Origin of the sequence: Novosphingobium sp. AP12, from assembly GCF_000281975.1 — a bacterium.
Lineage (GTDB): Bacteria > Pseudomonadota > Alphaproteobacteria > Sphingomonadales > Sphingomonadaceae > Novosphingobium.
In genome coordinates this window covers 1-11341 of sequence record NZ_AKKE01000093.1, presented here as the reverse complement: position 1 = coordinate 11341, position 11341 = coordinate 1, and the positions used below count along the sequence as shown (strand labels likewise).

Annotated in this window: 12 protein-coding genes; 6 read left to right on the top strand and 6 right to left on the bottom strand. The window is 68.3% G+C overall.

The window, feature by feature from the left end; genetic code table 11:
• The 3 genes from PMI02_RS14420 to PMI02_RS14410 form a co-directional block, all read right to left on the bottom strand.
• A partial coding sequence (locus tag PMI02_RS14420) for a DUF885 domain-containing protein (RefSeq protein ID WP_007683987.1) occupies positions 1-1680 on the bottom strand: 1680 nt, incomplete at its 3' end.
• Between the two features lie 39 nt (positions 1681-1719).
• On the bottom strand, positions 1720-2586 hold the full coding sequence (locus PMI02_RS14415) for a hypothetical protein (protein WP_007683986.1): 867 nt from the start codon (positions 2584-2586) through the stop codon (positions 1720-1722).
• 52 nt (positions 2587-2638) lie between these two features.
• Positions 2639-3961 (bottom strand): replication-associated recombination protein A, encoded by a 1323-nt coding sequence (locus tag PMI02_RS14410; protein WP_007683985.1) that lies wholly within the window; start codon positions 3959-3961, stop codon positions 2639-2641.
• Positions 3962-4065: 104 nt separating this feature from the next.
• Between PMI02_RS14410 and PMI02_RS14405 the strand changes: the two genes are divergently transcribed.
• Positions 4066-4515: a hypothetical protein gene (locus PMI02_RS14405; RefSeq protein ID WP_007683984.1), complete on the top strand. Its 450-nt coding sequence runs from the start codon at positions 4066-4068 to the stop codon at positions 4513-4515.
• A 9-nt stretch (positions 4516-4524) separates the two neighbouring features.
• On the opposite strand, the gene PMI02_RS14400 is transcribed toward PMI02_RS14405, so the two are convergent.
• The 3 genes from PMI02_RS14400 to PMI02_RS14390 all read right to left on the bottom strand — a co-directional run bounded on the left by PMI02_RS14400 (position 4525) and on the right by PMI02_RS14390 (position 6942).
• A complete protein-coding gene (locus tag PMI02_RS14400) occupies positions 4525-5676 on the bottom strand; it encodes a glycosyltransferase family 1 protein (RefSeq protein WP_036503925.1) in 1152 nt (383 codons plus the stop codon).
• A gap of 142 nt (positions 5677-5818) precedes the next feature.
• The gene (locus tag PMI02_RS14395; protein ID WP_007683982.1) at positions 5819-6316 is read right to left on the bottom strand and encodes a hypothetical protein; all 498 of its coding nucleotides are present in this window, start codon (positions 6314-6316) and stop codon (positions 5819-5821) included.
• Between the two features lie 233 nt (positions 6317-6549).
• On the bottom strand, positions 6550-6942 hold the full coding sequence (locus tag PMI02_RS14390) for a hypothetical protein (RefSeq protein ID WP_007683980.1): 393 nt from the start codon (positions 6940-6942) through the stop codon (positions 6550-6552).
• A 232-nt stretch (positions 6943-7174) separates the two neighbouring features.
• Here PMI02_RS14390 and PMI02_RS14385 point away from each other — a divergent pair, with 232 nt between their 5' ends.
• From PMI02_RS14385 to PMI02_RS14365, 5 genes are all read left to right on the top strand, one after another.
• Positions 7175-7453, top strand: coding sequence for a hypothetical protein (locus PMI02_RS14385; RefSeq protein WP_238539077.1), 279 nt, complete (start codon positions 7175-7177; stop codon positions 7451-7453).
• A 170-nt stretch (positions 7454-7623) separates the two neighbouring features.
• Entirely contained in the window at positions 7624-8352 is a 729-nt protein-coding gene (locus tag PMI02_RS14380; RefSeq protein ID WP_007683976.1) for a response regulator transcription factor, read from the top strand.
• Between the two features lie 19 nt (positions 8353-8371).
• Positions 8372-9697 (top strand): ATP-binding protein, encoded by a 1326-nt coding sequence (locus tag PMI02_RS14375; protein WP_007683975.1) that lies wholly within the window; start codon positions 8372-8374, stop codon positions 9695-9697.
• Between the two features lie 129 nt (positions 9698-9826).
• Entirely contained in the window at positions 9827-10516 is a 690-nt protein-coding gene (locus tag PMI02_RS14370) for a carbonic anhydrase (RefSeq protein ID WP_007683974.1), read from the top strand.
• Positions 10513-11341, top strand: an 829-nt coding sequence (locus tag PMI02_RS14365) for a SulP family inorganic anion transporter (protein ID WP_007683973.1), incomplete at its 3' end; no start/stop codon positions are given. The genes PMI02_RS14370 and PMI02_RS14365, both read left to right, overlap by 4 nt.

Genomic DNA, 11341 nt, shown 5'->3' with positions numbered 1-11341 from the left:
CGGGCCGCCGCGGCTGAGGAAGTCGTCGTGGAACCCCTTCCACGCGGCGGTGCCGCCGCGCGTGGCGGTCCAGTCGGTGCGCAGCTTGCGGATCATCAGCTTGCCGAGCGTGTAGTTGAGATAGGCGGGATCGTAGGTCCCGCGCGCGGCCTGCTGCTCGGCGGTGCCTTCGTCCTGGTAGCACTGTTCCATGAACATCTTCTTCGACTGCGCCTGCGTCATGCCGCGGGCGTGGAGGCCGATGGCGGAGAGGTAGCGGCAGTTGCGCAGCAGGGCGTTGGAAATTTGGCCGACCTGGATGCCCGGATCGCCGTCACCCAGCCCGGCTTCGAGCATCATTTCCTCGGCATAGTGCGCCCAGCCCTCGGCGAAGGCGTAGCCGACGAAGAGTTTGCCGACGATGGATGGCGCGGCGTTCGAGTGGAGGAACTGCAGGTAGTGGCCGGGCATGACCTCGTGGACCGTGGTGAACAGCAGGTCGGCCTTGCCGGGGATGTAGTCCATCTGCATCTGCTTCGACCACGTGGGGTCCGGCGGTGAGATGTAGTAGATCGACGAGCCGCCGTTCTCCAGCGGCCCCGGCGGGTCGATGTAGGCGGAGTTGGCGCGGTTGTAGGGCGGGCTCTCCTCCACCTGCGCGAGTTTCGTGCCCGGGATCGTGACGACGCCGTTCTTCCGCACGAAGTCCGCCAGCTCGGGGATCTCGCGGCGGGCTTCGGCGACGGGGCCGCCGGCGGGCTTGTCGGCGCGCATCTTGTCGAAGCACTGCTGGATGGTCTTGCCGGGCGCGAACTTCGCGCACGCTGCCTTTAGCCCCTGCTGGTTGCGCAGGAGATCGGCGCGGCCGGCCGCCTCCAGCTGGTCGAGCGGGGCATCGACCGCCTCGGTGGCGGCGACCATGCGCGCGAACTTGTCCGCGCCCATCGCGAAGCCTTGCGTCGGCGTGGTCTTGCCGATCTGGTCGGCGACGGCCTGCATGGCGGTGGCGGCTGCCTCGGACGATGCCTTGAAGTCGGCCTGGAGCGCAGGGTCGGCGACGTCTGCGAAGGCGGCGCGGGCATCGCCGCGGTAGTAGCCGGCAAGGCCGCCGAAGCCGTCCTTGCCCAGCTTGATGTAGCTCGCGGGCATGGCGCCGGGCAGGTTGGTGCGGATGTTGGCGGCCTGCGCGGGCACCGCCTTGAAGAAGGCGATCATCGCCTTCATCCGCGTCGGCTTATCCGCATAGTCGCGGCTGACGTAGACGTTCGGATCGAGCCCACCGTTGATGTAGAAGGCCGGGTTATTGTGCGGCAGGTCGGCGTCCTCCAGCCAGAACAGGTTACCCTTGGCGACCTGCACGAGATAGTCGCGCTCGAAGCGTTCGGCATCGGAGAGGTCGCTGAAGGTGGCGGCCTTGTCGATCACCGCGTGCAGGAAAGCGGCGCGGGCCTTGAGGCCAGCCTCGCTCCAATTGGGCAGCTTGCCGTCGTATTCGTGCGCGCCTTCGTAGATCGCGAAGGACGGGTCCGTGGCGAACCAGTCCTTGATGCTGGCATCGACGAACTGCTTCCAGGTCTGTTTGGGGAAGGGCTGCTCGGCCTGCTTGGCAACGGCAGCCATCGCATTGTTTTCGGCAGTCGTTGTCGTGGCGCAGGCGGCAAGCGAAAGGCAGGCGATGCCTGCCAGCAGAACGGATCTCATGAAGAATGGCGCTCCCTGTTTTATCGCGCCGGTTGTGCGTCAGGGTGCGCCGAAGGTCCAGCCCTCCGTAGCGGCGAGTTCGGGCGTGAGTTCGGCGGGGTGCCACAGGTCGGCGCGGTGGGCGACGGTGCGCAGCCAAGCAGAAGTGACGAGGGCATCGGCGCTGTGGTCGTCGATCGGCCCGGTGCCTCTGCCGGGCTGCGAGCCCAGTTCTAACAGTGCCGCGTCGAGCGCGGCATGGTCGGTCATCTTGGCGCGGCCGGCGGTGCGCCCGGCGGCGACGGCGGCGAGGGTGGTGTAGATTTCCACCAGCACCGAGCCGCGCTCGGGCAGCGGATCGACGGGCCAGACCGGAAGCCGCCTGTCCAGTCGGTGCAGCAGGCGCATCCCCGTCAGGCTCGACTTGCCGACCTGCGCCGCGCCGACGAGGTTGAAGTTGGAGTAGGGCTTGCACCCTGCGCGCGCCTGCGCCGCCTCCGTCACGCGCATGCGCCCGCGCTTGTGGACCGCGCCCGGCAAGTGGAACCGTGCCCCCTCGCGCCCGCCATGGCGGCGGAAATAGGCGCTGAGTTCGGGGTGGTCCACGAGCCTTCCGGACGAGAGGTGCGCGTCCTCGGCGCAAAGGCCGTCGATCAGCGCCCAGAGCGCGCGGGCGTTCGGCGGGCTGTCCACCCAACCGGGAAAGAATGCGCCTGCATCGGCGAAGGGCAGCGAGATACCGAGGTCCATGCCGACCAACGTATCAGGCGGCAGGCGGTGCAGCAGCAGGTCCAGCACCTCGGCCCGCGACCATTTGGCATGGCGCGGCGGGAAAAACAGGCGAGGCGCCGCGTCGCCCTCGCCACAGAGCGCCACGGCGATGCCCTTCTGCCGCTCGCCCAGCGCGCCGGACCAGTCGATCGCCATGAAGTTGCGGAAGTGGGTCAGAGCTGCGTGTTCCCGTCGATTTGGTCCGTCATCAGCTCTCGCGCCGCTCTGCGCGCTTCTTGTCCCACCATTCCAGGCGCTTCTTGATGTCGCGCTCGAATCCGCGTTCGACGGGGTCATAGTAGACCTGCGGGCCGAGTTCGTCGGGCCAGTAGTTGTCGCCGGAGAAACCGTCGGGCGCGTCGTGGTCGTAGGCGTAGTCCTTGCCGTAGCCGATGTCCTTCATCAGCTTGGTCGGCGCGTTGAGGATGTTCGCCGGGGGGCTGAGCGAGCCGGTCTCGCGCGCGGCCTTGAACGAGGACTTGAACGCCGCGTAGGCCGCGTTCGATTTGGGCGCGGTGGCGAGGTAGAGGCAGGCCTGGACGATCGCCAGTTCGCCCTCGGGAGAGCCCAGGAACTCGTAGGCGTCCTTGGCGGCGAGGCACTGCACCAGCGCCTGCGGATCGGCGAGGCCGACGTCCTCGCTGGCGAAGCGTACCAGCCGGCGCAGCACGTAGAGCGGCTCCTCCCCGGCGGTGAGCATGCGCGCCATGTAGTAGAGCGCGGCCTGCGGGTCCGATCCGCGCAGGGACTTATGCAGCGCGCTGATGAGATTGTAGTGCCCGTCGCGGTCCTTGTCGTAGACCGCCACGCGGCGCTGGAGGAACTGGCCGAGGCCCGCTGGGTCTAGCGGTTCGGGAATGCGCGCGGCGTAAAGCGTCTCGGCCTGGTTGAGCAGGAAGCGCCCGTCGCCATCGGCCGAGGCGACCAGTGCCTCGCGCGCATCCGGCGTCAGCGGCAGCGGGCCTTCGAGGTCCTCCGCCTTGGCGAGCAGGGCGGAGAGCGCGGCGGCATCGAGCCGGTGCAGGATCAGCACCTGCGCGCGGCTGAGCAGCGCCGCGTTGAGGGCGAAGCTGGGGTTTTCGGTCGTCGCGCCGACCAGCGTGACGGTGCCGCGCTCGACGAAAGGCAGGAAGCCGTCCTGCTGAGCACGGTTGAAGCGGTGGATCTCGTCCACGAACAGCAGCGTGCGCTGGCCGGCCTTGGCGGCGACATCGGCCTCGGCGAACGCCTTCTTGAGGTCCGCGACGCCGGAGAACACGGCGGAAACCGCGTGGAAACGCATGCCCACGGCATCGGCGAGCAGGCGCGCGATGCTGGTCTTGCCGGTGCCGGGCGGGCCCCAAAGGATCATCGAGGACAGCCGCCCCGCCGCGACCATGCGCCCGATCGCGCCTTCGGGTCCGGTCAGGTGCTCCTGCCCGACGACATCGGCGAGCGTGCGGGGCCGCAGCCGGTCGGCAAGCGGGGCATTCTCGCGCACGGCGTCGGGGGCGTGTGGGGGCGGAATGTCATCGGCGAAGAGGTCGGCCATGGAGCCTATCTAGGCAGTAATCCCGCAAACGTCATCCTCGCGCGCGCAGATTGCGTCGATGGGGCGAGGGGCGTAACTTGCGCGCGCAACAGGGGAGCAGGCTCATGGCAAGGATGGCGGCACAGGACGGGACGGCGAAGCCCGGTCGGTCATACTGGGTGGTCGCCGTGCTGGCGCTGGTGTGGAATGCCTTCGGCTGCCTCGACTTCTCGATGACCGTGACGCGCAACGCCGCGTGGCTGGCGCCGCTGCCGCCCGAGGTCATCGACTGGCTCGACGCCGCGCCTGTCTGGTCGATGTTCACCTGGGCGCTGGGCGTCTGGGGCGGACTGCTCGGGGCGCTGTTCCTGCTCGGCCGCTCCCGGCTGGCGGTGATCGCCTTTGCCGGCTCCCTGCTGGGGCTGGCGATCAATCAGATCTGGCAGCTGACCAGCCAAATGCCCGCGAGCATGGCCTCGCCCGGTAGCCACGCCCTCGCAGTCGTGATCTGGGCGGTTGCGCTGACTTTGCTGTGGTACGCGGCAAGGAAGCGCAGCGAAGGCGTGCTGCGCTGACCCGCGCCCTCAGCCGCGCGCCTTCTGGCGGATCAGGCGGACATAGGTGTCTGCGACGGCGTGGTTGATGCGGTCCCAGCTGAACTCGCTCGCGCGCTCGACACCGGCCTCGCCGTGGGCGCAGCGCAGGGCCGGGTTCTCGATGTAGCCCTTCAGCGCCTCGGCGAACTGGTGGACGGCGCCCGGCGGGATGAGCCGGCCCGAGACCCGGTCATCGACGAGGCTCTGGCTGCCGGTCGCAGCGGCGGCTACCACTGGCAGACCGCAGGCCATCGCCTCGAGCGTGACGTTGCCGAAGGTTTCTGTGACCGAGGGGTTGAACAGCACGTCCATCGAGGCGACGGCGCGGCCGAGGTCGGCGCCCTGCTGGAAGCCGACGAAGGCGCCGCCGGGCAGGCGTTCCTCGAACCATTCGCGTGCCGGGCCTTCGCCGATCACCATCACCTTGTGGCGGATGCCGCGTCGCTTCAGTTCGTCGAGCGTGTCGGAGAAGACGTCTAAGCCCTTTTCCATGACCAGTCGGCCGAGGAAGCCGATCGCCACGTCGTCGTCGCCGATGCCGTGGCCGCGCCGCCACTCGAGATCGCGGCGGCCGGGGTTGAACAGCTCGTGGTCGACGCCGCGCGACCAGATCGACACGTCGTAGTTCATGCGCTGCTCGCGCAGCAGCTGCGCCATGCTCTCGGACGGGGCGACGAGGGCACTGCAGCGGCGGTAGAATCGGCGCAGCATCGCTTCCATCAGCGGCTCGCCCCAGGCCATGTTGTAGTAACGCAGGTACGTCTCGAACCGGGTGTGGACCGAGGCCAGCACCGGCAGGTTGCGGCGCATGGCCCAAGTCACGGCCTGGTGGCCGACCGGGTCAGGGGACGAGACGTGGACGACGTTGGGCGCGAACTTCGCAAGGTCGCGGCCCGCCTTGCCCCAGAACGTCAGGGGCACGCGGTATTCGGGCCGGCCGGGAATGGCGACGGAGTGCACGCCGACGAGGTCGCCGGTGGGCTCGAATGCCGGTTTGAAGACTGTCGGAGCGTAGACGCGAACCTGCGCGCCCTGGCGCAGGAGGTAGCCGACGAGGCGGTTGAGCGCCTGGTTGGCGCCGTCGCGAACGTAATTGTAGTTGCCCGAGAACAGGGCGATGCGCAGGTCTGCGATTTCCATGGTGGGCAGGCCCATAGCGACCCCCGCCGCACTTGGCGAGGGTCGTTCAGGGGTGCGCTGTGCTGCGCCGGAAGGTGCGGCTCGCGGGCAACGGTGGCGAGGCCAGTCGCTGGTCCGCGAGCGCATTACCGCACGTCAGCGCTCAGCGGCGGCGCCAGTCGCGCTCGCGGCGATCGTCACGACGATCCCAGCGGTCGCGTCCACGATCGCCCCGGTCGTAGCGGCCGCTGCGGTAATAGCGATCGTTCCGGCCATAGCGGTCATTGCGGCCGTAGCGGTCTCCCCGGCTGTAGCGATCGCGGTAATAGGGCGCGTAATAACGGTCGTAGTACCGGTCCCGGTAGTAGCGGTTGGGGTTGCCCTGGTAGTAATAGTAGTACCCTGGCCGGTCGCGGACGGTGACGTAGCGGCGCGACGAATAGTAGCCGCGGTCGTAGTACCGGCTGTCGCCGCGATCGGCGATGGCCGCACCAAGGGCGAGTCCGATCACACCGGCGCCGATGGCGATAGCGGCGTCGTTGCCGCCTCGGTCGTAGTACCCGTCACGGGCCTGCGCGGGCGCTGTCGCCACAAGTAACGAGGCCGAGAGCGTGATGCCGAGGGCCAGCTTCTTTCCGAACGTCTTCAAGATAGTAGTCATGTCTTTCGACTCCCTTTCCGGGCCAACCTCGTAACGGCGGTTGCGGTGGGCGCGTGGTTAACAACGTGGGAGGCGCGGACTGAACGGCGAGTGAACTTGCCACCGGCCGCGCTGGGCTTGCGATGGATTGAGCATGCCGCGCCTCCCAGATGCAAAGACGCCCGGCCAGGAGGTGGGGCCGGGCGTCTCGCGGGGCCGGGCGAGGGGTTCAGCCCGGCCGCTCGGTGAAGGGATCAGTAGCCGCGGCGATAGTCGCCCCGGCCGTGGCCGTAGTCACCGCGATGGTCGTCGCGGCCGTAGTTGCCGCGGTTGCTCTGGTAGCGCTGATACTCGTCGCGACCGTGGCGACCGCCATTGCCGTCCCAGTAGTAGCCGTCGCGGTATGACCAATTGGCGTTGTCGTAGCCCGAGCCATAATACCGGTCGCTCTCGTAGTAGCGGTCGTTGCGGTTGTTCGAGGATGCGGCGATGGCGCCGACCGCGATGCCCAGGATGCCGGCGCCGATGGCTATGGCAGCGGTGTTGTCGTTGCCGCGGTGATAGTCGCGCGCCATGGCCGGCGTGGTGCTGGCGAGAGTCGTGGCAGCGAGGCCGGCGGCGAGGGCAGTCTTCTTGAACAGGTTCATCTTCAACTCCTTGCGGGCGGCGGATCAACTGGCCGTTGTTCCCGTGTTGAGATCGTACTACGCCTATCCTTCTGAACCGCACCGAAGCGGTTCTGGCAGAATTCATTCACGATTGTACGCAATTGTATGAACGCTGGCGCAGTTGCGAACGGGCAACATTTCGTCACGCCATCGCCCGAAAGGCGACACGTCCTGCCCCCAATTTGGCGTCACCGAATTGCCAGATTGGAGAATGCCCATGATTTCCGCCGCTCTTCTTGCCCTCGTTTCACTTTCCGCGCCGGCTGCGGTTCCCGCCGCCGCCGGCTATGCCGGTGACAGCGTGACCGCAGGCAAGGGGCACCCGGCGGTCGCGCGCGGCAAGGTTGCCCGCTCCAGCGCGCCGGTCGCCTGCCATCCCGAGCCTTCGAAGGGCCGGGTCTGCCGCCACAACATTGCGCAGGCCGAACAGGCCGAGCGAGAGGGCCTGGCCCGCAACGACGGCGCCGAGGTTGCTGTCGCTCCGCGCTAAGATGTTCATCTCGCGGTGAAACTTGGCCGCGCCGTTTCTGCATCCCCGGGGGCGGCGCGACATTTTCCGACCGGTGCGGCTTCCCACGCCGCGCCGGTTCCCTTATTGGCAGCAGGAACAAGCACAACACGATGACGGTCGCTCCACGCTACAGGCTCCCCCAGGAAACCATGACGACACCCCCCACAATCCTGCTCGTCGAGGATGACGGCGCGCTCCGCACCCTTACCGCGCGGGCCCTGCGGCAGAGCGGTTTCAACGTCCTCACCGCCGCCACCGGCGCTGAGATGTGGGTCACCCTGCGCGAGGCGACGGTCCATCTCGTGGTCCTCGACATCATGCTGCCCGGCACCAGCGGCTTCGACCTGTTCCGCCGCCTTCGCCGCGAAAGCGACGTGCCGATCATCTTCGTCAGCGCGCGCGGCAGCGAGGAAGACCGGGTGCTCGGCCTCGAACTGGGCGCCGACGACTATCTCGCCAAGCCCTTCAGCACGCGCGAACTAGCGGCCCGCGTCAGCGCCGTGCTGCGCCGCGGCGGCGGCCTCGACTCCGCGAGCGAGCCGGCAGCCGATGCGCGCGGACAGGACATGATCCACTTCGACGGATGGCAGGTCTCGATGGCCCGGCGCGAGCTTCGCGCGCCCGGCGGTGCAATCGTCGACCTCACCGGCGCCGAGTTCGACCTGCTCTCCACCTTCCTCGGCTACCCACAGCGCGTGCTGGGGCGCGAACGCCTGATGGAGCTGTCGCGCTCGCGCATCGGCGACAGTTCTGACCGCAGCATCGACGTGCTCGTGAGCCGCCTGCGCCGCAAGCTGCAGGCCGAGGGTGGCGAGTCGCCCATCGTCACCGTTCGCGGCGTGGGCTACATGTTCAAGGCGGAAGTGACGCGCGCCTGATGGCCCGCGGGCGCGCCTGATGCTGGGCAAGGTCGTCGCCCTGTTCAGGCGGATGGGCCTGCCCGAGCGGCTGCTCGCGGTGCTGGTGCTGGTGGTGGTCGTCGAGTTCGCCGCCAACTGCTTCCTGTTCGACCGGGTCAATTCGTTCGAACTGCGCCGCGACGATGCCGACCGCATCGCCGAAAACCTGGTCCTCGCGCACCGCACGCTGGAACATGCCGAGCCGGATGAGCGCGGCGCGGTAGCGCAGGTCCTCAGTACCGACCGGTTCCGGCTCGTCTGGACCGGGCCCGACGACCGCCGGCGCGGTTCGCTCGGCCTCTCCAACCTGCGCGCGCAGGTGGTCGGGATCGAGCCCGAACTGGCGCTCGCCGACCTTGAGCTTCACCTCGAGGAACTGCCCGGCAAGGGCAATATCGGCGGCTCGTTCCGGCTCTCGGACCGCAGCGTGGTGCGCTTCCACACCCATGCCAGCGCCGCCTGGAAGCTGACTGCCGGGCGCATCGCCAGCCTGGTCCTGCCGACGTTGCTGCTGATCGCCTTGGCGTGGCTCCTGGTCCGCGCAACGCTGAGGCCGCTGCGCAACCTCATCGGCGCGACCCGGCACCTCGGCTCCGGTCCGCCGCGCCCCGTGCCCGAGCGCGGCCCGGACGAACTGCGCGAACTGATCCGCGCGCTCAACGCCATGCAGGAGCGCATCCACCAGTCATTGGTCGATCGCACCCAGACGATGCTGGCGATCGGCCACGACCTCAAGACCCCGCTGTCGCGCATGACCCTGCGGCTCGACGACGAAAGCGTCGATCCCGAAGTGCGCGAGGGCCTGTCGCACGACATTGAGGAGATGCGCATGCTCCTCGATTCGATCCAGGCCTATGTCGACAGCGATGGCCGCTCGATCCCGGCCGAACTGATCGACATCGCCGTAATGGTCGAGACGCTGGTCGACACCTCTGCCGACCACGGCGCCGACGCGACCTATTCGGGTGCTTCCAGTGTCACGCTCAGGGTCCGTCCGGTGCCGATCCGCCGCGCGCTCTCGAACCTCATCGAGAACGCCGTACACTACGGCGGCAATGCCCGTGTCAGCGTGCGGCGCGAAGGCAGCGGCGTGGAGATCGTTGTCGATGATGACGGCCCCGGCATCCCCGAGGACCGCATCGCCGATGCACTTCAGCCGTTCGTCCGGCTCGACACCGCGCGCGCTCGCGACACCGCCGGAATGGGGCTCGGCCTGCCCATCGTCGCCAAGGCGGTGCGCATGGAAAACGGCACGCTCGACTTGCGCAACCGGCCGGAGGGCGGGCTACGGGCCACCATCCGGCTGCCGCTCGCCTCGGACTGACCCTCCGCTGCACCGCAGCAAGCTTTCGTTACGTTCGCGACCGACGGCCGAAAATCTACCCCCCTAGCTTTCCGGGTAAGTCGCCGGCCATGCGCCGGCGACGCCAGGATAAGTGAAAGGTACCCCCAGATGAACGAGCTCATCGGCCGCGTCTTCAACTTCGAGAAGACCACATTCCCCGCCAGCAGCGAGCTTTTCGGCGAACTGACCGCGAAGGGGCAGTTCCCGAAGGCACTCATCATTTCCTGCGCCGATTCGCGCGTCGTGCCGGAGCACATCGTGCAGGCCGACCCTGGCGATCTGTTCGTGTGCCGTAACGCCGGCAACATCGTGCCGCCCTATTCGACCCAGAACGGCGGCGTGACCTCCACCGTCGAATATGCCGTCGCCGCCCTTGGCGTGCGCGACATCATCGTCTGTGGCCACTCGGACTGCGGCGCGATGAAGGCACTCAGCGACCCGACCGGTCTCGAAGCGATGCCCAATGTCGCCGCATGGCTCAAGCACGGCGCCGCGGCTGAGCATATCGTCAGCACCTGCCATGCCGACCTCGAAGGCAAGGAGCGCGTACGCGCCATCACCCTCGAGAACATCATCGCCCAGCTCAGCCACCTGCGCACCCACCCTTCGGTGGCGGCAGGCATCGCGCGCGGCGAGATCACCCTGCACGGTTGGTTCGTCGACATCCACGCGGGCCAGGTGCTCGGTCTCAACGGCGACACCGGCGAGTTCATCGTCCTGCGTGAGGACCGCGAACTGCCTGTCGCGCTGGCGGCCCGCACCCGCGTTGCCACCGAATACCTCGAAGCCGCAGAATGAGCGCCGCGGCCGCAGCCCCCGCGGGCGAGGAGCGCTCCGGCCTCTTCGCCCACTTCGGCCGGGACTTCACGGCGTCGATCGTCGTGTTCCTGGTCGCCATGCCGCTGTGCATGGGCATTGCCATCGCATCGGGCGTGCCCCCCGAGAGGGGGCTCGTGACCGGCATCGTCGGCGGCATTGTCGTCGGCATGCTGGCCGGATCGCCGCTGCAGGTCAGCGGCCCGGCGGCGGGCCTTGCGGTCATCGTCTTCGAATTCGTGCGTGAAAACGGGCTCGAGGCACTCGGGCCCGTTCTGCTGCTGGCGGGCGTGTTCCAGCTCATCGCGGGCGCCCTCAAGCTGGGAGGCCTGTTCCGCGCGATCAGCCCCGCCGTGGTCCACGGCATGCTGGCCGGCATCGGCGCGCTGATCGTCATCGGCCAGTTCCACATCCTGTTCGACGCCAAGCCGATGGCCAGCGGCCTCGAGAACATGGCGATGATGCCCGCGCGCGTGCTCGGGCTCGACTTCAGCAATGCCGCCGCGACCGAAATGGCGCTGGCGATCGGCGTGCTGACGATCACCGTCATGCTCGGTTGGGAAAAGCTGCGCCCCAAGTCGCTGTCGCTGGTTCCGGGCGCGCTGCTCGGCGTCCTCGCGGCAACTGCGGCCGCCTGGAGCCTTGGCCTCGACGTGGCGCGGATCGAGGTTCCGGCCTCGATCGTCGCCGCCTTCACTTTCCCGACCAGCGCGGCGTGGTTCGCCCCTCTCGCAAATCCGACGCTCGTGATCGCGGCCCTTGCGATCGCCTTCATCGCCAGCGCCGAGACGCTGCTCTCGGCGGGGG

Coding starts and splice junctions, on each gene's coding strand:
- PMI02_RS14415 (WP_007683986.1), bottom strand. CDS start 2,586: ATGGCGATCGACTGGTCCGGCGCGCTGGGCGAGCGGCAGAAGGGCATC.
- PMI02_RS14410 (WP_007683985.1), bottom strand. CDS start 3,961: ATGGCCGACCTCTTCGCCGATGACATTCCGCCCCCACACGCCCCCGAC.
- PMI02_RS14405 (WP_007683984.1), top strand. CDS start 4,066: ATGGCAAGGATGGCGGCACAGGACGGGACGGCGAAGCCCGGTCGGTCA.
- PMI02_RS14400 (WP_036503925.1), bottom strand. CDS start 5,676: ATGGAAATCGCAGACCTGCGCATCGCCCTGTTCTCGGGCAACTACAAT.
- PMI02_RS14395 (WP_007683982.1), bottom strand. CDS start 6,316: ATGACTACTATCTTGAAGACGTTCGGAAAGAAGCTGGCCCTCGGCATC.
- PMI02_RS14390 (WP_007683980.1), bottom strand. CDS start 6,942: ATGAACCTGTTCAAGAAGACTGCCCTCGCCGCCGGCCTCGCTGCCACG.
- PMI02_RS14385 (WP_238539077.1), top strand. CDS start 7,175: ATGCCCATGATTTCCGCCGCTCTTCTTGCCCTCGTTTCACTTTCCGCG.
- PMI02_RS14380 (WP_007683976.1), top strand. CDS start 7,624: ATGACGACACCCCCCACAATCCTGCTCGTCGAGGATGACGGCGCGCTC.
- PMI02_RS14375 (WP_007683975.1), top strand. CDS start 8,372: ATGCTGGGCAAGGTCGTCGCCCTGTTCAGGCGGATGGGCCTGCCCGAG.
- PMI02_RS14370 (WP_007683974.1), top strand. CDS start 9,827: ATGAACGAGCTCATCGGCCGCGTCTTCAACTTCGAGAAGACCACATTC.